The sequence below is a fragment of the Streptomyces sp. NBC_00490 genome (genome assembly GCF_036013645.1).
In the GTDB taxonomy this organism is placed as follows: Bacteria; Actinomycetota; Actinomycetes; order Streptomycetales; family Streptomycetaceae; genus Streptomyces; species Streptomyces canus_F.
Map to the genome: position 1 here is coordinate 3,755,464 of NZ_CP107869.1, position 21,410 is coordinate 3,776,873.

The window sequence follows — 21,410 nt, forward strand, 5'->3', positions numbered from 1 at the left end:
CCCCGCGCCCCTGAAGGGGCGCTCAGCTGAACGCGCCTTTTAGGGGCGCGGGGAACTGCGCGACCAGCCACAGCGCACCCGCGCCCGGCGTCAGTCCAGATAACCCCTCAGCTGATCCGCGAAGGCGTGGTCCCGCAGCTTGTTCAACGTCTTGGACTCGATCTGCCTGATCCGCTCCCGCGTCACGCCGAAGATCCGCCCGATCTCCTCCAGCGTGCGCGGGCGGCCGTCAGCGAGCCCGTACCTGAGCTGTACGACCTTCCGCTCCCGCTCCCCCAGCGTCGACAGCACCGCCTCCAGGTGCTCCCTGAGCAGCAGGAACGCCGCCGACTCGACGGGCGACGTCGCGTCACCGTCCTCGATGAGGTCGCCGAGGGCGACGTCGTCCTCCTCGCCCACCGGGGCGTGCAGGGAGACGGGTTCCTGGGCCAGGCGCAGGACCTCGCTGACGCGTTCCGGGGCGAGGTCGAGGTGGGCGGCCACCTCTTCCGGGGTCGGTTCGTAGCCGCGTTCCTGCAGCATGCGACGCTGGACGCGGACGACCCTGTTGATCAACTCCACGACGTGGACCGGGACCCGGATGGTCCGGGCCTGGTCGGCGAGAGCCCGGGACATGGCCTGGCGGATCCACCAGGTCGCGTAGGTCGAGAACTTGTAGCCGCGGGCGTAGTCGAACTTCTCGACGGCCCTGATCAGGCCCAGGTTTCCTTCCTGGACCAGGTCGAGCATGGTCAGGCCGCGGCCGACGTACCTCTTGGCCACCGACACCACGAGCCGCAGGTTCGCCTCGATGAGCCGGCGCTTGGCCATCCGGCCCATGACGACCAGGCGGTCCAGGTCGATCGCCAACTGGCTTTCCAGGTCAGGGGCGTTGAGGAGCTTCTCCTCGGCGAACAGGCCGGCTTCGACGCGGCGGGCCAGATCGACCTCCTCGGCTGCCGTGAGCAGCGGGATACGGCCGATCTCGCGGAGGTACTGACGGAAGAGATCGGAGGAGGGCCCGCTGGTGTCGGCGACGCGGCTGCGGCTCTTCGGCTGGGGAGCCTCGACCGGTTCGGCGGGTTCCACGGTCTCCAGGGCGTCGGCCGACGGCTCGTCCGGCTCCGCCTCGGGGTGGTGCGCGACACGGCTCTGCGGAGGGACCGCGGCGAGAACGTCGGTCTCCGTATCCGGCTCCGCGCCGTCGGTACTGGCGTCGGTCTTGTTGAGGGTCTGGGTCTGCACGGGGGCGACCTCCAGGATGATCGCTGCAGAAGTGAGCGGCAGCGCTGTTTCGGGGGCGGAGTCGACGGCCTCGCCGCTGTCCGTCCCGTACGCGATGAGCGGAACCGCGGGGGTGTGGGACCCGCTGGGGACGGATCGGCCGCGCTCCGAGGACTCAGGCACCGGAACCCAGTGTGGAGTACGACACATCGCCGCCACGAGGGGCGTGCGGTGACTTTTTGAGTCCGGTCCGTGACCGGGTGGTTACCCTGACGGAGGCGAACCCCTCAGAGAGCTGCGGCTCCGTGCCCGCGCAGCGCCTGGTCGTACTGCTGGAGCACCCACAATTCGTTCTGTACGGCGGCCAGTTGCGCCGGGTCTCCGTGGGTTCCCAGCCGGGTGAGCGTGGACTGGATGTCGATGATGCGGCGCTCGACGGCGCGGCGGCGGACCGCCACCAGCTGTACACCCGCGTAGATCTCGTCGACGGTCTTGCGCATGATCGCCTCGACGGCCAGCTCCGTGACCATCGCGCGGACCGTGTCGTCGGGCGCGGCCTCGCGGACTCTCACGAGGTAGTCCTGGGAGTCCTGCACGCCGTACTCGGCGCCGCCGGCCTCCATGATCGCCTGGCGTACGGCGGCGTAGGGCGCGGCGGTGAACTCGTCGATGCCGTACGCGTCGAAGGCCGGGGAGACCAGCTCGGGGCGCTGGAGGGCGAGTTTGAGGAGCTCGCGTTCGGTGGCGTAGACGGGGTTGCGGAGGTTGAGGGCCGGTCCCGATGCCTGGGGCCGGGGTGCGGAGTCGTACTGCTGCGGGCCGCGGGCGGCCGGTGCCGGGCCCTTGCCGCCGCGGTCGCGGGCCCAGCGGGCCAGCTGGGCCACCCGCTTGACCACGAACTGGGTGTCGAGGATGCCGAGCATGCCGGCGAGCTGGACGGCGACCTCGTGCTGGGCGCCGCTGTTCTTGATGCGGGCGACGATCGGGGCGGCCTCGTCCAGGGCGGCCGCCCGGCCCGCCGGGGTGTCCAGGTCGTAGCGGACGACGATCTGGCGGAGCGCGAACTCGAAGAGCGGGGTGCGGGGTTCGGCGAGCTCGGCCACCGCCTCGTCGCCCTTGGCGAGGCGCAGCTCGCAGGGGTCCATGCCGTCGGGGGCGATCGCGATGTACGTCTCGGCGGCGAACTTCTGGTCGTCCTCGAAGGCGCGCAGGGCCGCCTTCTGGCCGGCCGCGTCGCCGTCGAAGGTGAAGATCACACGGGCCGAGCCGTTGTCCATCAGGAGCCGGCGGAGGATCTTGATGTGGTCGCTGCCGAAGGCGGTGCCGCAGGTGGCGATGGCGGTCGTGACGCCCGCGAGGTGGCAGGCCATGACGTCGGTGTAGCCCTCGACGACGACCGCGCGGGACACCTTGGCGATGTCCTTCTTCGCCAGGTCGATGCCGTAGAGGACCTGCGACTTGCGGTAGATCGGTGTGTCGGGCGTGTTGAGGTACTTGGGGCCGGTGTCCGCCTCGTAGAGCTTGCGGGCGCCGAAGCCGACGACCTCGCCGCCGATGTCGCGGATCGGCCACATCAGGCGGCCGCGGAAGCGGTCGATGGGGCCGCGGCGGCCCTCCTGGGAGAGGCCGGAGAGCAGGAGCTCCTTGTCGGTGAAGCCCTTGCCGCGCAGATAGCGGGTGAGGTGGTCCCAGCCCTGGGGGCTGTAGCCGACGGAGAAGTGCTCGGCGGCGGACTGGTCGAAGCCGCGCTCGGCGAGGAACTTGCGGCCGGCGTCCGCCTCGGGGCTGGTGGCGAGCTGTTCCACGTACCAGTCGGCGGCGATCTTGTGGGCCTCGACCAGGCGGATCCGTTCACCGCGCTGGTGGGAGGGGTTGTAGCCGCCCTCCTCGTAGCGCAGCGTGATGCCGGCCTGTCCGGCGAGGCGCTCGACCGCCTCGGAGAAGGAGAGGTGGTCGACCTTCATCACGAACGTGATGGTGTCGCCGCCCTCCTGGCAGCCGAAGCAGTGGAAGAGACCCTTGCTGGGGCTGACCTGGAAGGACGGCGACTTCTCGTCATGGAAGGGGCACAGGCCCTTGAGGTTGCCTCCGCCCGCGTTGCGCAGCTGGAGGTACTCGGACACCACGGCGTCGATCGGGACCGCGTCCCGTACCGCCTTCACGTCCTCGTCGTTGATCCGTCCTGCCACGAGGTGAGTCTACGGGGCAGAACTGACACTCATGGGGCGAGCTGTCCGTCGGCCGGGGGTCCGGGGGTTGCCCCCCGGGAGTTGCGGCCGGGGCAGGGCGGACATCTAAGGGACGAGGTTTTCGAGCGGAACGTGCGGGTCCGCCAGCGCCTCGGTGTCCACCTGTGTCTTCGAGCGAATCAGCTGTTGGACGGGCTCTGTGACGTCCCACACGTTCACGTTCATCCCGGCGAGCACGCGGCGCTCCTTCACCCAGAACGCGATGAACTCACGCTTTCCTGCGTCCCCTCGAATCACCACTTCGTCGTACGACCCCGGGGGCGCCCAGCCGCTGTACTCCATCCCCAAGTCGTACTGGTCGGAGAAGAAATAGGGCACGCGGTCGTAGGCGAGGTCGCGGCCGAGCATCGCGCGGGCCGCCGAGGGGCCGCCGTTGAGGGCGTTGGCCCAGTGCTCGACGCGCAGCCGGGTGCCGAAGAGGGCGTGGTGGAAGGAGGCCACGTCACCGGCGGCGTAGATGTCGGGGTCGGAGGTGCGCAGCCGCTCGTCGACCACGATCCCGCCGCCGTAGGCGCGCTCGGCGATCTCCAGTCCCGCGGCCTCGGCGAGGGCGATGCGCGGGGCGGCGCCGATCGCGGCGAGGACGTCGTGGGCCGGGTGCTCCTCGCCGTCGTCGGTGCGGGCGGCCAGCACCATGCCGTCCTGGCCGATGATCTCGGTCAGTCTCGCGCCGAAGTGGAAGCGGACGCCGCGCTCCCGGTGCAGGTCGGCGAAGAGAGAGCCGAGCTCGGGGCCCAGCACGGAGTGCAGGGGGGTCGGCTCGGGTTCCACGACGGTGACCTCGGCGCCGTACTCGCGGGCCGCCGCCGCGACCTCCAGGCCGATCCAGCCGGCGCCGGCGATCACGATGTGGCCGTTGTCCCGGCCGAGGGCGGCCAGCACGCCTTTGAGCCGTTCCGCGTGGGCGAGGCGGCGCAGGTGGTGGACGCCCGCGAGGTCCGTGCCCGGGATGTCGAGGCGGCGGGGCTCGGCACCGGTGGCGATGAGGAGCTTGTCGTAGTGCACGAGCGTGCCGTCGTCGCCGAAGCGGACGGTCTTCGCGGTGCGGTCGATCGCGTCGACGGTCTGGCCGAGGTGCAGCTCGATGTCGTTGCGCGCGTACCAGGCCGGCTCGTGCACGAAGACGCTGTCGCGCTCCTCCTTGCCGAGCAGATAGCCCTTGGACAGGGGCGGGCGCTCGTAGGGGTGATCGCGTTCGTCGCAGATCAGTATCACGCGGCCCGTGAAGCCCTCCGCGCGGAGCGTCTCGGCCGCCTTGGCGCCGGCGAGACCGCCTCCGACAATGACGAATGTCTGATCCGCGTCGACCACTTGATGCCTCCTCGTAAGGGTGCCGCCACAGGGGAGCGTCCCGCACGGAGCGTGATGGGGGAAGAGGGAGTGGCCCGATCAGGCCACGGAGGGTCACATTCGGGCGCGTTTGGCGTCACCCGTGGCACATATGTCGCACAAGTACCCGGTCGTGGACACACGCACACGGCAGCGCTCTCACATGTGCCCCGTCAGCCGTGCGTGCAGCGAGCGGGCCGAGGCGTCGGTGAGGGAGGCGACCTGGTCGACGATCACGCGTTTGCGGGCGCGGTCGTCGGGGGCCTGGTCGAAGACCGCGCGGAACTGCGGCTCCAGGCCGTCCGGGGCGCGGCGGGTGAGCGCCTCGGCGAGTTCGGCGACCACGATCCGCTGGTCCGCCCGCAGCCGCTCCTGCTCGGCGCGCTGCATGACGTACCGGTCGGCGACCGCCTTGAGGACCGCGCACTCCAGCCGGGTCTCGTGGGGTACGACGAGTTCGGCGGTGTAGCGGGTCAGCCGCCCGGTGCCGTAGCGCGCGCGGGTGGCGGCCTCCGCTGCGAGGCAGAAGTGGCCGATGAGCTGGCTGGTGGCGTCCTTCAGCCGGGACTGGGCCACGGCCGAGCCGTCGTAGCCGTGCGGCCACCAGGGCTGGTCCTGGAGCCGGTCGAGGGCCGCCGCGAGTTCCGCCGGGTCGGTGTCCTGCGGGACGTACCGGCCGAGGGCCACCGCGAAGACCGCCTCGCGCTCGGGTTCGGCGTGCAGGTAGTTGGGGTCGATGTGGCCGGCGTGCAGTCCGTCCTCGACGTCGTGGACCGAGTACGCCACGTCGTCGGACCAGTCCATGACCTGGGCCTCGAAGGTGGTGCGGGTGCCGGGGGCGGCCTTGCGGACCCAGTCGAAGACGGGGCGGTCGTCGTCGTACACACCGAACTTGGGGCTCTTGGGGTCGGTGGGGTGGGCGCCTCGGGGCCAGGGGTACTTGGTGGCCGCGTCGAGGGCGGCCCGGGTGAGGTTGAGGCCGACGGAGCCTTCGGAGGTGAAGCGTTTGGGTTCGATGCGGGTGAGGAGTCTGAGGGACTGGGCGTTGCCCTCGAAGCCGCCGCAGTCCTCGGCGAATTCGTTCAGCGCCTGTTCGCCGTTGTGACCGAAGGGCGGGTGGCCGAGGTCGTGGGCGAGGCAGGCGGCTTCCACCAGGTCCGGGTCACAGCCGAGGGCGGCGCCGAGTTCGCGGCCCACCTGGGCGCATTCCAGGGAGTGCGTGAGACGGGTGCGGGGGCTGGCGTCCCAGGCCTGGCTGCGGGTTCCGGGGGTGACGACCTGGGTCTTGCCGGCCAGGCGGCGGAGGGCCGATGAGTGGAGGATGCGGGCGCGGTCGCGTTGGAAGGCGGTGCGGCCGGGGCGTTTGTCCGGTTCCGGGGCCCAGCGTTCGGTTGACTCCAGGTCGTACGACATGTCTCGACAGTAAGGGCAGGGACTGACAAACGGAGCGTGCCTTCGCGTCTGCCTGGTTCCGCTATCCGGCGAGAGCGGCCGGTGTGTGGTTGCTCGCGCCCCCGAGGTTGGCCATCTGGTCGTACCTGTGCAGGAGGAGCCGCGCCATCGCGGGGTGGGTGCCCAGGGGGGCCGAGGCGATCCACGGGGCCGCCTCCGCGCACTCCGTGGCGAAGCGGCCGGGGGCCGTGAAGTAGGAGGCGATGGCGATGCGCGTGCGGCCGCTCGCCGCGAGGGCCTCGATGGCGTCGGGGACCCTGGGAGCCGCCGTCGTCGCGTAGGCGGGGACGACCGGGACGCCGAGCCGGTCGGAGAGGAGCTGGGCCGTGCGGCCGGTGTCGACCTTGGACTCCGGGTCGCGGGAGCCCGCCGCCGCCAGCACCACCGCGGTGCGGCCGCGCGTCGCGTCGTCCATGCGGGTGCGCCAGCCGGCCTCGACGAGGCGGGAGTACAGGGTCTCCACCAGGATGGGGTGCGGGCCGAGCGGGGCGGCCACGCGGGCGCGTACCCGGGTCGCGGCGGCCATCTCGGGGATGTCGCGCTTGACGTGGTAGCCGCGGCTGAGCAGGAGCGGGACGAGGATCGCCTCGCGGTCGCCGAGGGCGGCGAGGGTGTCGGGCAGCAGGGGCTCGTTCAGCTCGATGTGGCCGAGGTGGACGGACAGGCCGGGGCGCAGGGCGCGGACCTTGTCGAGGAGGGTGCGCACGGTGCTCAGGGCACGCGGGTCGCGGCTGCCGTGGGCGACGACGACGAGCGCGGGCTGTTCGGGGCGCCGCCTGCCGTCGAGCGACACGAGGCTGAGCTGGCTGGCGAGCTGGCTGCTGATCCGGTTCATGAGATGCGCCGTACTGTCGAGGTCGGCCCCCGGGAGCGGCAGGGCGCCGGGGCTGGCGGTGGACTCGTCGCGCGGAGGGTTCGACGGCGTCATGAACAGATGGTCGCGGTGGGAGGTTGCCGACCCGTTGCGCCAAGATAACGGGGATTTTCCGTGGGTTCACGGTGGGGTGGGTGGCCGCTGTGAGCTGTTCTGACCTGCGGTTTCGCCAGGACCGGTGAGGCTGGTCACGTGTCCTTCGGCGAACCGTCGGGGCTTGCAGCACGTCCCTGACTGTCGAAGGACGACCAGGGAGGGGCCCCCGTGAGACTGCGCAGGCCGCACAGGCCACGTATCCCCCGCACCCGTACCGGGCAGCGGCGGCTGGTGCAGGCCGTGATGCTCGGGTGCGTGCTGGCGCTGCTGCCGGCGACGTGGATGTACGTCGTGACGGGCGACCGGCTGCGCACGACCGCGGACGTGCCGCACACCGAGGTCGCCGTCGTCTTCGGCGCGGGGCTGTGGAACGACGAGCCGTCCCCGTACCTGGCCCACCGGCTGGACGCGGCGGCGAAGCTGTACCGCGAGGGCCGGATCGAGGTCGTCCTCGTGACCGGCGACAACAGCCGCGAGGACTACGACGAGCCCGACGCCATGCGCGCCTATCTGACCGAGCACGGCGTTCCCGACCGGCGCATCGTCAGCGACTACGCCGGGTTCGACACCTGGGACTCCTGCGTCCGCGCCAAGAAGATCTTCGGCGTCGACCGGGCGGTCCTGATCAGCCAGGGCTTCCACATCCGGCGGGCCGTCGCGCTGTGCCAGCAGGCCGGTGTGACGTCGTACGGCATCGGGGTCGAGGCCAAGCACGACGCCACCTGGTACTACGGCGGGGCGCGGGAGGTCGTCGCGGCGGGCAAGGCGGCTCTGGACGCGGTCTTCGAGCCGGACCCCCGGTTCCTCGGCCCGCAGGAACCGGGGGTCGGGCAGGCGCTCGCTAGCGGCCGGTGAAGCGCGGGGCGCGTTTCTCCAGGAAGGCGGTCATGCCCTCCTTCTGGTCGTGGGTCGCGAACAGGGCGTGGAACACGCGGCGTTCGTAGCGGATGCCGTCGCGCAGGCCCGTCTCCAGGGACCGGTCGACGCAGTCGCGGGCGGCCCTGACCGCCGTACGGCCGTACGAGGCGATCGTCTCCGCGGCCTCCAGGGCCTGCGTGAGGACCCGTTCGTCGGGGACGACCCGGGAGACCAGGCCGGCGCTCTCCGCCTCCCTCGCGTCCATCCTGCGGCCGGTGAGGACCAGGTCCATGGCCTTGGCCCGGCCGACGAGGCGGGTCAGACGCTGGGTGCCGCCGATGCCGGGGATCACGCCGAGCTTGATCTCGGGCTGGCCGAACACCGCCGACTCCCCCGCGATCACGAGGTCGCACATCATCGCCAGTTCACAACCGCCGCCCAGGGCATGGCCGTTGACGGCGGCGATCTTCGGGGTGCGGAGGTCCGCGAACTCCTCCCACGCGTGGAAGTAGTCCTCCGCGGCCATGTCCACGGCCGTCCTCGCGGCCATCTCCTTGATGTCGGCGCCCGCCGCGAAGACCTTCTCCGAGCCGGTGACGACGAAGCAGCCGGCCTCGGGGTCCGCGTCCAACGGGCGCAGGGCGTCGAGGAGTTCGGTCAGCAGCTCGCCGCTCAGCGCGTTGCGGACGTGCGGGCGGTGCAGGCGTACGGCCACGACACGGCCGTAGCGCTCGATCTTTATCGTGTTCATCTGTCCTCCGTGGAATTACGAGTCCCAGATCGCGCCGTACGCCGGAATCCCCCGCTGTTCCAGGCCGTGGACCACCTGCCAGGTCAGCTTCTTGTTGCTGATGCAGATCACCGCCTCGGCGCCGAAGTCGCGGTAGGCGGCGTACGCGAGGCGCACCATGTCGGGTTTGCCGTCGCGGGAGGTGTCCCAGATCAGGGCGTGGGGCTGGACGGCGAGGATCTCGTCGACTAGGGCGTCGCCGTAGGTGGTGCGGGGGTCGCGGGTCGCCCAGACCAGGCGGGAGGGGACCTCGGCGGCCAGGAGGTGCGGGAGGCAGGGGCCGATGCCGCTGCCGGTCGCCACGTAGACCACCTTCGTGAAGAGGGTCTCGATGTTGGCGACTCCTGCGGTGGTGATGCCTTTCACCCAGATCCGGTCGGGCATGTCGTCGATGAAGCCGCCCGTCCAGTCACCGGCCCGGGAGATCGTCAGCCGGAAGCCGGGCTCGCCGGGGGTGGGGACATTGGCGAAGGAGTGCCATTCCTTCAGCGGGCTGCGGCTGATGGCCGTGGAGGAGCCCGCGAAGGGGGTCTCGCCGTGGTCGAAGCGGGCCAGCACCACGTGCGGGGAGGGGCGTTCGACGCGTACGTCAACCTTGCGCAGCCGCAGCCACGGCAGGGCGACGCTGAAGGTGACGACCGACAGGACCGCCACCTCCACGGGGCCCGGGGCCGCCAGGAGCGTGTGGGTCCAGAAGAGGGCGAGGGCCGTCCAGCCGCCGAAGCGGTGGATCTTCTCGAAGTGGTCGTGGTGTCGGGAGCGGAAGGGCGGCAGGGCCGTGGCGATGATCAGGGCGAGGAGGGCCGTCAGGGTCCAGCCCACCGCCCTGAGCGGGGCGTCGGTCGTGGTGATCGTGAGCGCCAGGAACCAGCTCGCCCCCGCCAGCGCCCCGCCCACGTGCAGTCCGCCGAAGTGGTACACCTTCCCCAGCGTCCAGCGGACCTTCAGCGGCCAGCTGGTCGGCGCCCAAGTGGCGAGCTTGAAGAGGAGGTTGATGACGTACTGCTGGCGGACGAGGATCGCGAGGGCCAGGTCGGCGAGGGCCGCGTGGCCCATGGTGCGTGTCGACGGGGTCCAACTCATGTAGAGGAAGACGAGGTTGGCCGTCAGTACCAGTGCCGCCAGGCGGTTGTAGTGCATCAGCCGCGGGTGCTTCAGCAGCCGGCGCGGGGCCGAGGTCCGCGGGGGCAGTTCCACCGACTGGCGCTCGAGCGACGTGGTCATCGGGACACCGCCGTGCGCTCCTCGGCCAGCCGCAGCAGCGCCGCTTTGTCGATCTTGCCGCGGTCCGTCTCGGGCAGACGCGTCAGGGTCATGACACTCTCGGGCACGCAGTAGTACGGCAGCGCGTCCGCCACCGCGCGCCGGGCCGTGTCGGGGTCGACGTCGGCCGGGGTGACGAAGGAGACCAGGGTGCGGGCGTCCCGCTTCAGGGTCACCGCACGCCGGCAGCCCTCGACCGACTCCAGCACCGAGGAGACGGAGTCGAGTTCGACGCGGAAGCCGCGCACCTTGACCTGGTCGTCGGTGCGGCCGAGGTGCTCCAGTTCGCCGTCGGGCGTCCAGCGGCCCAGGTCCCGGGTGCGGAACATGCGGTGCCCGGCGCCCAGGAAGGGGTCGGGGGCGTAGCGCTCGGCGTTGAGCCGGTCGTTGTCCAGGTAGCCCGCCGAGACGCAGGCGCCGCCCGCCCACATCTCGCCGACCTCGCCGATGGGGAGCGGGCGCAGGTCCGGGTCGAGGACGTAGACCGTGTTGTTGGGGGTGGGGCGGCCGATGGTGAGGGTCCGAGCCGACACCTCGTGGCGGCGCATCGTGTTGACGATGGTCGTCTCCGTCGGACCGCAGCAGTTGTAGAACGTCGCCTGGCGGGCCCAGCGGTCGGCGAGCGGGCGCGGGCAGGGCTCCCCCGCCACCGCGACCGTGCGCACGCGCGGGCAGCTCGCCGGGTCGACGCCGGACAGGACCGTCGGGGTGGCGATGACGACGTCCGCGCCGCGGGCCGCCGCCGCGATGTCCTTGCCGCGGATGACGAGGGTGGCGCCGTGGGCGAGGCAGCCGAGGATCTCCCAGGCGGCCATGTCGAAGGCGATGCTGAGGAGCTGGGCGACCCGGTCGCCGGGGCGGATGCCGAGGTCACCGGGGGCGGTGAGGAGGATGTTGGCGACGTTGCGGTGGGTGACCTCGACCCCGTTGGGGCGGCCGGTGGTACCGGAGGTGAACAGGACGTAGCAGCCGTCGTCGGGGCGCACCCGGACGTCCGGTCGCGGTCCGGGGACGGCGGCGCGGGGGCCCGGGACGTACGGCAACGGCTCGTCGAGGGCGATCAGATGGTGGCCCGGCGGCAGCGGGACGCGGTGGGCGTGCTCGGCGACGGTGATCACGACGCGGGTGCGGGCGGCGCGGATCACATGGGCGAGCTGGGCGGCGGGGGCGAGGCCGATGTCCTGGGGGACGTAGGCGGCGCCCGCCTTCAGGATGCCGAGGATGCCGATGAGCATCGGCACGGAGCGGCGGACGAAGAGCCCGACGTGGTCGCCGGGGCGCACGCCCTGGCGGATCAGCCGGGCGGCGAGGGCGTCGGCGTGGCGGTCGAGCTCGCCGTAGGTGATCCGGGCGCCGAGGTGTTCGGCGGCGACGGCGTGCGGGGCGGCGGCCGCCTGCCGCTCGACGGCGTGGTGGATCAGCGGATCCGGGACGGGGACGGCCGGGCCGAAGCCGTACCGGTGGAAGAGGTGCTGGTCGCGGGGGCTCAAATGGCGCAGGGGCATGCTGGGGAAACCTCCTGGCTGGCTTTTCGCGTGAGAGATTGCCTGGCGCCAAGCTGGATCCGCGCTCGACTGTAGCTCCGGTTTTTCAACGCTCAACAACGCGTCCTCGGCCAACGACGAGACGGAACGAGCCACATGTGACGTCTTTCACAGCAGAGGCAACGTTCGTCACGGTCGGCGGCGACTCTCGGTGGGCACCTGTGCGCCCGGCCCGGCGGCCTCACCGCGCCCGGAGGCCGGCGGGGAGGTCGCCGTCCCGCCCGCGTAACAGGGAGCCCCCGTGCACGTAACACGGCGGAAGCACGCTGAGGAGCATGCAGAACTCCGCGACGCCCACCCACTGCCCCTACTGCGCCCTGCAGTGCGGGATGAATCTCACGCCCGTCCCGGACGGGGGCGTGGAGGTCACCGAGCGCGCGGACTTTCCGGTGAACCGGGGTGCGCTGTGCGGCAAGGGCCGCACAGCACACCAGGTGCTCTCCTCCCGGGTACGCCTGACCTCCCCGTTGGTGCGCTCCGAGGGCAAGCTGGTGCCCGCCACCTGGGAAGAGGCGCTGAACCGGATCGCCGGGGAACTGCGGCGTACGCGTGCGGAGCATGGTCCGGACGCGTGCGGGGTGTTCGGCGGGGGCGGCCTGACGAACGAGAAGGCGTACACGCTGGGCAAGTTCGCCCGGGTCGTCCTCGGCACCTCGCAGATCGACTACAACGGCCGCTTCTGCATGTCCTCCGCGGCGGCCGGCGGCATCAAGGCGTTCGGCCTGGACCGCGGGCTGCCGTTCCCGCTGGAGGACATCCCGAAGACGGGCTGTGTGATCCTCGTCGGCTCCAACCCCGCCGAGACCATGCCGCCGTCCATGCGCTTCTTCAACGAGCTGCGTGAGAACGGCGGCACGCTCGTCGTCATCGACCCGCGCCGCACCAAGACCGCCGAGCAGGCGGACCTGCATCTGATGCCCCGCCCGGGCACCGACCTCGCGCTGGCCCTTGGCCTGCTGCACCTGGTCGTCGCCGAGGGGCGGGTCGACGAGGCGTACGTCGACGAGCGCACGGCCGGCTGGGAGGAGGCCCGCGCCGCGGCGATGGCCCACTGGCCGGAGTACGTGGAGCGGATCACCGGCGTTCCGGTGCCCCAACTCCGCGAGACGGTACGGATGTTCTGCGAGCCCGAGGCCGCGATGGTGCTGACCGCGCGCGGACCCGAGCAGCAGTCCAAGGGCACCGACACCGTGGGCGCCTGGATCAACCTGTGCCTGGCGACGGGCCGGGCGGGCAGGCCGTTCTCCGGGTACGGCTGTCTGACCGGGCAGGGCAACGGACAGGGCGGGCGCGAACACGGCCAGAAGGCCGACCAGTTGCCCGGCTACCGCAAGCTGGACGACCCGGCGGCGCGGCGGCATGTGGCCGAGGTGTGGGGAGTCGAGCCCGACTCGCTGCCCGGACCCGGACGCAGCGCCTACGAGTTGCTGGACGCCCTGGGTGTCGACATCAGGTCGCTGCTGCTGATGGGCTCCAACCCGGTGGTGTCGGCGCCGCGCGCCGCGCACATCGAGGAGCGCATCAAGTCCCTTGACTTCCTTGCCGTCTGTGACGTCGTGCTGTCGGAGACGGCGGCGCTCGCCGACGTCGTCCTGCCGGTCACGCAGTGGGCGGAGGAGACGGGCACGACGACCAACCTGGAAGGCCGGGTGCTGCTGCGCCGCAAGGCGATCACCCCGCCCGAGGGCGTGCGCAGCGACCTGGAGGTCATGCACGAACTCGCCGACCGGCTCGGTGTGGAGAAGGGCTTCCCGACCGACCCCGAGGAGGTCTTCGAGGAGCTGCGGCGGGCGAGCGCCGGCGGGCCCGCGGACTACTCGGGAATCACCTACCGACGACTCGCCGAGGAGAACGGGGTGTTCTGGCCGTGTCCCGCGGCCGACGCCGATGCGGAAGCGGGACATCCCGGGACGCCCCGGCTCTTCCTCGACCGCTTCGCCACGCCGGACGGCCGCGCGCGCTTCGTCCCGGTCTCGCACCGCGCCTCCGCCGAGGAGCCGGACGAGGAGTACCCGGTGCTGCTGACGACCGGCCGGGTCGTCGCCCAGTACCAGTCCGGCGCCCAGACCCGGCGGGTGGACGAGCTGAACGCCGCAGCGCCGGGCCCGTTCGTGGAGCTGCACCCGCGGCTCGCGGCCCGGCTGGGCGCGGCCGAGGGTGACCCGGTGGCGGTCGTGTCGCGGCGGGGCCGGGCCGTGGCACCGGCCCGCATCACCACCGGTATCCGCCCCGACACCGTCTTCATGCCCTTCCACTGGCCGGGCGAGGGCCGCGCGAACACCCTCACCAACCCGGCGCTCGACCCGACCTCGCGGATGCCGGAGTTCAAGGCGTGCGCGGTACGGCTGGAGACGGTGAAGCCGTAGGAGCGGGGCCGTCCCGTCCCGGCCGGTGATGATGCCGGCGCGCTCCGAGGGCTCGACGGCGGCGGCGCCGCGGTGTCGCGGTAGGCGGTTCGGTCGAGGCGAGCGGCTGGACCAGGGCATGTCAGGGGCGGAGGCTCTCGCCGTGCTCGCGTCGCCAGTGGCCGAGTTCGGCCGTCACGGTCCACACGTCACTCTCAGCCGCGGAGCAGCCAGTCGCCGCTGTCGATGAGCTTGCCGCGCGCACGCAGTCCGGCGGCCACGGCGGGGGCGGCGACGTACACCCACGCCCGCACGGACACGCCGTCGGCGTCCCGTACGACGTCGCACTCGATCCGCTCGTAGAGGTTGCGGGGATCGCCGGGGGCGTACTCCTCCAGCAGGTCGAGGGCGGCCAGGAGGTCGTCGTACGCCTCGGGGAGGGCGGTGACGAGCTCCCCGCGGACGGTGCCCCCGGGCTCCTCGACGGCGTACGGATAGCCGGGACCGTCGTACAGCACCACGCCGTCGAGCCGCCCCGGCTGCTGTGAGCCGGTGCGGCCGCGGAGGAAGTGGTCGTGGTTGACCTCTCCGGGCCGAAGGGTGCCGTAGACGAAGAACGGGAGTCTCACAGAAACGATTCTCTCTCCTCACACACGGGTGCCGGACGTGCACAGACGCCCTCTGGACACCACATGTCATGACCCCTTAAATCTCAGGCAGCACGCGCGCCTCCTCCTTCCCCCACGCGCCCCAACGCGCCTTTTCAAGGAGACAGATGAGCCGGATACGTCCCGTTCGCCCTGTCCACACCCTCCTGGGGTCCCGTCTCGCCACGGTCGGCATGGCCGCCACCGCCGCGACCCTCCTGGCCACCGCCCTCTCCCCGACCGCGGGCGCCGCCGACAGGCCGACCCGGGCCACCGCGATCGACAACGCGGCGGACGTGCTCGTGGCGCAGGCCGCGAAGCTGGGCCTCACAGCCGCGCAGGACACGAAGGTCCGGGACGTGGTGGTCGACAAGGACGGCGGGCAGCACGTCCGCTACGACCGTACATACCGCGGAATCCCGGTACTGGGCGGCGACTTCGTGGTCCACCTGAACGCGAACGGGACGTACCGCGGTACCGACAGGGCCACCCGCCGGTCCATCGCCCTGCCCTCGGTCACCCCCGCCCTCGCCGCCCCGAAGGCCGCCGACCTCGCGGCGAACGCACTGCGCGCCGCCAACCTCGGCGAGACGCTCAAGAAGCTGACGGCCAAGCCCCAGCTGGTCGTCGACGCCCTGCACGGCGCCCCGAAGCTGGCCTGGCAGACGAACGTCGTCGCGCAGGACGCGCTCGGCAACCCGGTCGGGCGCACGGTGCTGACCGACGCGGGCACGGGCGCGCAGATCGACGCGTGGGACTCGATCGAGACGGCGACGGGTGACGGGAAGTCGCTGTACGGCGGGACGGTGCCGCTGGAGACGACGCTGTCGGGGTCGGCGTACCAGCTCAAGGACGCGACGCGCGGAAACACGTACACGGGCGACGCGGCGAACAAGACGGACCTCTGCTTCCTGGGCATCTGCATCAGCCGCGCCCCGGCGACGCTCTTCACGGACGCGGACAACCACTGGGGAACGGGGGCGACTTCGGACCGCGCGACGGCGGCCGTGGACGCCCAGTACGGCACCGACGTCACCTGGGACTACTACAAGAACGTCCACGGGCGCAGCGGTATCGCGGGCGACGGCAAGGGCTCGTTCAACCGCGTCCACTACGGCAACAACTACAACAACGCCTTCTGGGACGACAGTTGCTTCTGCATGACGTACGGCGACGGCGACGGGACGCAGCTCGGCCCGCTCGTGTCGCTGGACGTGGCGGGCCACGAGATGTCGCACGGGGTGACGTCGAAGACGGCGGCGCTGACGTACTCGGGTGAGTCGGGCGGCCTGAACGAGGCCACGTCGGACATCTTCGGAACGCTGGTGGAGTTCTACGCGAAGAACGCCACGGACGGCGGGGACTACCTGATCGGCGAGAAGATCGTCCGCTCCGGCTTCGGCCGGGACGCGCTGCGCTACATGGACAAGCCGTCGAAGGACGGGAGCTCGGCGGACTGCTGGAGTTCGACGGTCAAGGACCTGGACGTGCACTACTCGTCCGGCGTCGCGAACCACTTCGCGTTCCTGCTGGCGGAGGGCAGCGGCGCCCGCACGGTGAACGGCGTCAGCTACAACTCGCCGACCTGCAACGGGTCTTCGGTGTCGGGCATCGGCCGGGACAAGGTGGGCGCGATCTGGTACCGGGCGCTGACGGTCTACATGACGTCCTCGACGAACTACGCGGGTGCGCGTACGGCGACGCTGAACGCGGCGAAGGACCTGTACGGGGCCGGGAGCGCGGAGTACAACGCGGTGGCCGCGGCGTGGAGTGCGGTGAACGTGAGCTGAGGCGCGGCAGCCGGTGACACGACGGCGGTGCGGCGGCGGGCGTGACCGGGCCCGCCGCCGCACCGCCGGGCGAGGGGCGGGGCTAGGCCCCGTACGGCCTCAGCTCCCTCGCCTCCCTCAGCCCCCTCCCCCACCACACCAGCTGGTCCAGCATCGTCTTCGCCGCCGCCTCCGGTCCCGCCGGGTCCTTCAGCCGCCTCTCGTCGTCGAACGACGCCCCCGCGTTGTGGAAGGACACCGTGTCCCGGACCGTCACCGCGTGCAGTTCCGCGAAGACCTGCCGGAGGTGTTCGACCGCGCGCAGGCCGCCGGACATGCCGCCGTAGGAGACGAGCGCGACGGGCTTGGTCTGCCACTCGGTGTAGTGCCAGTCGATGAGGTTCTTGAGGCCGGCGGGGTAGGAGTGGTTGTACTCGGGGGTGAGGACGACGAAGGCGTCCGCGGCGGCCAGTTTCGCGGAGATCCCGGAGAGGACGGCCGTCGTCTCCGGGGTGCGGGCGAAGGACATGGGGAGGTCCGTCTCCGCGACGTCCACGACCTCGGGGAGCAGGTCCTCCCGGTCGCGCATCAGGTCGATGAGCCAGTCCGCGACGACGGGGCCGAAGCGGCCGTGGCGGTTGCTGCCGACGACGAGGGTGACCTTCAAAGGGGCGTCTGTGATCTGCATGAGGAACAGCCTGATACCTCAACAAAGGTTGAGGTCAAGCCCCGGCCGCCGACACCGGGTCACCCGGTCGCACCCCCGCTGTGCGCCCTTCGGGTTCTCTTCCGCGACACCTTCGCCCTACGCCGGTGACCTGCCCAAACACCGCCGCAGCAGCCCGATCGCAGACCGATCTGACACCCATTCACCCCATTTCTGACGCACCCTCAGGAAGCGCGCTCGGCCCGCTGCCACTTACCTCGGAAGGGCAGGGAACACCGAAGAGCTCGAGGGAGCACCGATGCGCCGTACCGCCCGCATGCTGACCGGCACCGCGCTCGCCGTCGCGGCCGCGGGGCTGGTCGCCGCACCGGTGCACGCCGCGGACGCCGGGAGCCTGGAGGTGTACCCGTCCTCGGTCGTGCCCGGTGAACAGGTCACCGTGAACACGGCGGCCTGCGAGGACGGCGACACCGCGGCGGGCGACGCGAGTGCGGTGGGCGCCGGACCGTTCACGCTCGCGCCGAGCACCCATGAGCAGGACGCGATCGGACAGTTCCAGGTGCCGGAGAGCGCGCAGCCGGGGACGTACGAGATCGTCGCGACGTGCGCGGAGGGCGGCCGGCGGGTCACGGGCGACCTGGTGGTCACGCTCACCGCCACCCGTCAGCAGGTGTATCCCCGAGGAAGTGTGAAGACGGGGGTCGGTGGCGCTCTAGGCCCCGACCCCGTGCAGACCGCGGCCGGCGTGGCGGCTCTCGCCGTCGCCGCCGCGGGCGGTACCTGGCTCCTGCATCGCCGGGCGAGAGGCGACGGGATCTGACGGACACCCTCCGCTGTCCGTCCGCCGGTACCGCATGTCCCCTCCCCCTCCGGGTCCGACGCCCCTCGCGGCCCGGAGGGGGACAGGGGCAGGCCCAGCGAAAAGGAGGCTCGGCATGCGCGGACACCGCGGCGCCGGCAACTTCGTCATAGCGGCCGTCACCGTCGTCGCCCTGTGCTGCGGCGCCTGGCTGCTGCGCAGTGGCGCCGCGACCCACGCGCCGCCGCAGCCGTCCGCCGCCGAGGCCCGCGCCGACCGCACCGACGCGCGCTCCGCGCCCGCGCTGCCGCCCTCCCCTCCGGACCGCATCCGCATCCCGTCGATCCGCGTGAACGCCCCCCTGACGGGCCTCGGACTCACCCCGGCCGGCAGCCTCGACGTCCCGCCCGCCGAGAAGGAGAACCTCGCCGGCTGGTACGAGGCCGGCACCACCCCCGGTGAGACGGGCACCGCGATCGTCGCCGGACATGTCGACAACGCCGATGGTCCCGCCGTCTTCTACCGCCTCGGCGCCCTGAAGAAGGGCAGCACCGTCGAGGTGGCCCGGCGCGACGGCACCGCGGCCCTCTTCTCAGTCGACGCCGTCGAGGTGTACGACGCGAAGGACTTCCCCGACGAGAAGGTGTACGGCGCGGCGCACCGGCCCGAGCTGCGGGTGATCACCTGCGGCGGGGGCTACTCACGGGCGACCGGCTATCAGGGCAACGTCGTCGTCTTCGCGCATCTGACCGGCAGCCGCTGACACACCACCGAGCATGTTCTCCTTGCCCCAGTCCCCCAGCGGCCCCAGCGCCTCGTTGAGCGTCTCGCCCCGCTCGGTCAGGGAGTACTCGACCCTCGGCGGCACCTCGTCGTACGCCTCCCGGTGCACGATCCCGTCCTCCTCCAGCTCCCGCAGATGAGCCGCGAGCACCTTCTCCGTCACCCCCGGCAGCTCCCGGCGCAGCTCGCCGAAGCGGCACGGCTTCTCGTGCAGCGCCCAGAGGATGAGCACCTTCCACTTGCCGCCGATCACATCCATCGCCGCGTCGATCCCGCAGACGTACGACCCCGGCCGCCGTGCCCTCGCCATGCCGCCCCCTCTTCCTGCCTGGACTCTTTCCCGGCGGTAACCACCCACTCTCAAGTACGTACTTGAGCAGGCGCTTCCCCACGAACAACCCTAAGCGGCATGACTGACAACGCCCTCACCACCAAGACCCCGCTCACCCTCCTCGGCGCCGGTGCCATGGGCACCGCCCTCGCCCGCACCTGGCTCGCCGCCGGCCATCCCGTGACCGTCTGGAACCGCACCCCCGCCCGCGCCGAGGCCCTGGCCGCCGAGGGCGCGACGGTCGCCGCGAGTGCCGCCGCGGCGGTGGCCGCGAACCGGCTGGTGATCGCCTGCCTGCTGGACGACGCGTCGGTCGGCGAGGCGCTCGAGAAGGCCGACCTCCAGGACAGGGACCTGGTGAACCTCACCACCGGGACGCCGGACCAGGGACGGGAGCGGGCCGCCTGGGCACAGGCCCGCGGCGCCCGTTTCCTGGACGGCGGGATCATGGGCACACCGCCGATGATCGAGGTACCGGACTCCGGCGCGTACGTCTTCTACAGCGGTTCCGCCGGCCTCTTCGAGGAGCACCGCGCCACCCTCGCCGTGCCGGCCGCGACCACGTACGTCGGCGCGGACCCGGGGTTCGCCGCGCTGCACGACGTGGCGCTGCTGAGCGCGATGGACGGCATGTTCGCGGGCATCACCCACGCCTTCGCGCTGATCCACTCCGAGGACATCGCGCCGAAGGACTTCGCCCAGCTGCTCGCTCAGTGGCTGACCGCGATGACGTTCATGGTGCACAAGGCCGCCGACCAGCTGGAGAGCGGCGACTACGGCAAGGACGTGGTCTCCAACCTGGCCATGCAGTCCGCCGCCAACGCCACGCTGCTGCGCACGGCCGAGGAGCAGGGCGTGAGCACCGAACTGCTGACGCCGTACGCGGACCTGATGGCGCGCCGGGTCGCGGACGGGCACGGGGACGAGGACATCACGGGGGTGCTCGAACTGCTCATGCGGAAGAAGCAGTCCTGACGGTCTCAGCAGGCCGGGTGAAGCCGACTGCCGGTTCGCCGCAGGCGAACCACAACGGACCACAACCCGTCGCGGCACTTCCGGCGGAGCGCTCAGCCCACGTGCGCGGCGATCCTCCGCGCACACTCCAGGGACTCGGTCCCGGCGGTGTCCACCTCCACGTCGTACACGACCCCTTGGTGGACGATCTCCGCCTGCTTCTCCGCCATCCCGCGCACCCGGTCGCCGCGGGCGATCTCCCGGCCGGCGGCGACCGAGGCCTCGCAGCGGACACCGACCCAGAGCACGTCCAGGCCGTCGAGGACGCGGCGCCAGCGGTCCTGGGTCGCCGCCGCGCCGAGGAAGACGTCGTCGATGATCACGCGGGCGCCCGCGTGGACCATGGCCGCGATGCCCTTGGCCCAGGCCGCTTCCAGGGCCATGTACTCCGGGCCCACGTGGACCGCGCCGTCCGGGGCGAACTCGATGCCCGCCCCCTGACTTGGCATCGCCTCGATCAGCGAGTCGACCCCGAAGGCCAGCCACGGGTCCGGCAGCACCTCCTGCAGACACCGCACGATCCCGGACTTGCCGGAGCTGGAGCCGCCGTTTACCACGATCACCTGGGTCGCCATGACGTCACCGTAGGTCAGGCGAGCCACTGCTCGTACGCCATTTTCGTCACCAGCGCGAACACCACCGTCAGCAGCACGACCCGGACGAAACCGCTCCCCTTCTTCAGTGCCGTGTGCGCGCCGAGCATGCCGCCCGCCAGGTTGAACACCGCCATCAGCCCCGCCAGCTGCCACAGGACCGTGCCCTGCCAGGCGAAGGTGGCCAGCGCGCCGGCGTTGGTGCAGCAGTTGACGATCTTCGCGGTGGCGGAGGCCGTGACGAGGTCGAGGTGGAGGACGGCGGTGAGCGTGAGGACCAGGAAGGTGCCGGTGCCGGGGCCGATCAGACCGTCGTAGAAACCGATGCCGAGGCCCGCGAGGCCGATCGCGGCGAGGACGCGGCGACGCCCGGCCGGGCCGGTGGCGGGGGCGGTGCCGAAGGCGGGGCGCAGGATGACGAAGGCGGCGACGGCCAGGAGCACCACCATGATCACGGGCTTCAGTACGTCCGTGCTCATCCCCGCCGCGAAGAACGCCCCCGCCGAGGAGCCCACGAGGGCCGCGAGGCCGATGCGGACCGCGAGGCGCACGTCGACCGGGGCCTTGCGGGCGTAGGTCACCGCCGCGCCGGACGTGCCGACGATGGCGACGGCCTTGTTGGTACCGAGGGCGTACGCGGCCGAGGTGCTCGACGGCAGGCCCAGCAGCAGGGCCGGGAGCAGGAGCAGACCCCCGCCGCCGACCACGGCGTCGATCCAGCCGGCGGCCAGCGCCGCGAGGCACAGGACGACGAGGGTGGTCAGCGATATGTCGGGCATGATCGGGACCTTAGACAGCAGATAG

The 21,410-nt window shown here is 71.6% G+C and carries 19 protein-coding genes; 6 read left to right on the forward strand and 13 right to left on the reverse strand.

Annotated elements, in window-relative coordinates; all coding sequences use genetic code 11:
• Positions 1 to 90 precede the first annotated feature (90 nt).
• The 5 genes from OG381_RS17020 to OG381_RS17040 all read right to left on the reverse strand — a co-directional run bounded on the left by OG381_RS17020 (position 91) and on the right by OG381_RS17040 (position 7,161).
• A complete protein-coding gene (locus tag OG381_RS17020) occupies positions 91 to 1,386 on the reverse strand; it encodes an RNA polymerase sigma factor (protein WP_327716946.1) in 1,296 nt (431 codons plus the stop codon).
• A gap of 104 nt (positions 1,387 to 1,490) precedes the next feature.
• Entirely contained in the window at positions 1,491 to 3,392 is a 1,902-nt protein-coding gene (dnaG, locus tag OG381_RS17025) for a DNA primase (protein ID WP_327716947.1), read from the reverse strand.
• Positions 3,393 to 3,497: 105 nt separating this feature from the next.
• A complete protein-coding gene (locus tag OG381_RS17030) occupies positions 3,498 to 4,763 on the reverse strand; it encodes an NAD(P)/FAD-dependent oxidoreductase (protein WP_327716948.1) in 1,266 nt (421 codons plus the stop codon).
• A 177-nt stretch (positions 4,764 to 4,940) separates the two neighbouring features.
• A complete protein-coding gene (locus OG381_RS17035) occupies positions 4,941 to 6,194 on the reverse strand; it encodes a deoxyguanosinetriphosphate triphosphohydrolase (RefSeq protein WP_327716949.1) in 1,254 nt (417 codons plus the stop codon).
• Positions 6,195 to 6,255: 61 nt separating this feature from the next.
• Positions 6,256 to 7,161 carry a sirohydrochlorin chelatase gene (locus OG381_RS17040; RefSeq protein ID WP_443061901.1) on the reverse strand — a complete coding sequence of 302 codons (906 nt, stop codon included), beginning with the start codon at positions 7,159 to 7,161 and terminating at the stop codon, positions 6,256 to 6,258.
• 216 nt (positions 7,162 to 7,377) lie between these two features.
• Here OG381_RS17040 and OG381_RS17045 point away from each other — a divergent pair, with 216 nt between their 5' ends.
• Positions 7,378 to 8,058 (forward strand): SanA/YdcF family protein, encoded by a 681-nt coding sequence (locus tag OG381_RS17045; RefSeq protein WP_327722480.1) that lies wholly within the window; start codon positions 7,378 to 7,380, stop codon positions 8,056 to 8,058.
• Here OG381_RS17045 and OG381_RS17050 read toward each other — a convergent pair.
• Genes OG381_RS17050 through OG381_RS17060 form a run of 3 tightly spaced genes read right to left on the reverse strand, consistent with a single transcriptional unit; the run spans position 8,045 to position 11,619 of the window.
• A complete protein-coding gene (locus OG381_RS17050) occupies positions 8,045 to 8,812 on the reverse strand; it encodes an enoyl-CoA hydratase-related protein (protein ID WP_327716950.1) in 768 nt (255 codons plus the stop codon). The two genes, OG381_RS17045 and OG381_RS17050, sit on opposite strands and share 14 nt — an antisense overlap.
• A gap of 15 nt (positions 8,813 to 8,827) precedes the next feature.
• Positions 8,828 to 10,075: a hypothetical protein gene (locus OG381_RS17055; RefSeq protein WP_327716951.1), complete on the reverse strand. Its 1,248-nt coding sequence runs from the start codon at positions 10,073 to 10,075 to the stop codon at positions 8,828 to 8,830.
• On the reverse strand, positions 10,072 to 11,619 hold the full coding sequence (locus OG381_RS17060; protein WP_327716952.1) for an amino acid adenylation domain-containing protein: 1,548 nt from the start codon (positions 11,617 to 11,619) through the stop codon (positions 10,072 to 10,074). The genes OG381_RS17055 and OG381_RS17060 overlap by 4 nt, the downstream gene beginning before the upstream one ends.
• A 314-nt stretch (positions 11,620 to 11,933) precedes the next feature.
• Here OG381_RS17060 and OG381_RS17065 point away from each other — a divergent pair, with 314 nt between their 5' ends.
• The gene (locus OG381_RS17065) at positions 11,934 to 14,024 is read left to right on the forward strand and encodes a molybdopterin oxidoreductase family protein (protein WP_327716953.1); all 2,091 of its coding nucleotides are present in this window, start codon (positions 11,934 to 11,936) and stop codon (positions 14,022 to 14,024) included.
• Between the two features lie 194 nt (positions 14,025 to 14,218).
• On the opposite strand, the gene OG381_RS17070 is transcribed toward OG381_RS17065, so the two are convergent.
• A complete protein-coding gene (locus OG381_RS17070) occupies positions 14,219 to 14,632 on the reverse strand; it encodes a gamma-glutamylcyclotransferase family protein (RefSeq protein ID WP_327716954.1) in 414 nt (137 codons plus the stop codon).
• Positions 14,633 to 14,778: 146 nt separating this feature from the next.
• Here OG381_RS17070 and OG381_RS17075 point away from each other — a divergent pair, with 146 nt between their 5' ends.
• Positions 14,779 to 16,440: a M4 family metallopeptidase gene (locus tag OG381_RS17075; RefSeq protein WP_327716955.1), complete on the forward strand. Its 1,662-nt coding sequence runs from the start codon at positions 14,779 to 14,781 to the stop codon at positions 16,438 to 16,440.
• Positions 16,441 to 16,522: 82 nt separating this feature from the next.
• Here the strand turns inward: OG381_RS17075 and OG381_RS17080 are convergent, their stop codons facing one another.
• Positions 16,523 to 17,107, reverse strand: coding sequence for an NADPH-dependent FMN reductase (locus OG381_RS17080; RefSeq protein ID WP_327716956.1), 585 nt, complete (start codon positions 17,105 to 17,107; stop codon positions 16,523 to 16,525).
• Between the two features lie 277 nt (positions 17,108 to 17,384).
• Between OG381_RS17080 and OG381_RS17085 the strand changes: the two genes are divergently transcribed.
• Together OG381_RS17085 and OG381_RS17090 are read left to right on the forward strand one after the other, a co-directional pair.
• Entirely contained in the window at positions 17,385 to 17,906 is a 522-nt protein-coding gene (locus OG381_RS17085; RefSeq protein WP_327716957.1) for a hypothetical protein, read from the forward strand.
• A 115-nt stretch (positions 17,907 to 18,021) separates the two neighbouring features.
• A complete protein-coding gene (locus tag OG381_RS17090) occupies positions 18,022 to 18,648 on the forward strand; it encodes a class F sortase (protein WP_327716958.1) in 627 nt (208 codons plus the stop codon).
• Here OG381_RS17090 and OG381_RS17095 read toward each other — a convergent pair.
• Positions 18,586 to 18,978, reverse strand: coding sequence for a winged helix-turn-helix transcriptional regulator (locus OG381_RS17095; protein ID WP_327716959.1), 393 nt, complete (start codon positions 18,976 to 18,978; stop codon positions 18,586 to 18,588). The two genes, OG381_RS17090 and OG381_RS17095, sit on opposite strands and share 63 nt — an antisense overlap.
• Positions 18,979 to 19,077: 99 nt before the next feature.
• Between OG381_RS17095 and OG381_RS17100 the strand changes: the two genes are divergently transcribed.
• Positions 19,078 to 19,974, forward strand: a complete 897-nt coding sequence (locus tag OG381_RS17100; RefSeq protein ID WP_327716960.1) for an NAD(P)-dependent oxidoreductase — start codon at positions 19,078 to 19,080, stop codon at positions 19,972 to 19,974.
• Positions 19,975 to 20,066: 92 nt separating this feature from the next.
• Here OG381_RS17100 and cpt read toward each other — a convergent pair whose 3' ends face one another.
• Complete coding sequence (cpt, locus tag OG381_RS17105; protein WP_327716961.1) at positions 20,067 to 20,588, reverse strand: chloramphenicol phosphotransferase CPT; 522 nt, start codon at positions 20,586 to 20,588, stop codon at positions 20,067 to 20,069.
• A gap of 14 nt (positions 20,589 to 20,602) precedes the next feature.
• Complete coding sequence (locus OG381_RS17110; protein ID WP_327716962.1) at positions 20,603 to 21,385, reverse strand: sulfite exporter TauE/SafE family protein; 783 nt, start codon at positions 21,383 to 21,385, stop codon at positions 20,603 to 20,605.
• Positions 21,386 to 21,410: the final 25 nt, after the last annotated feature.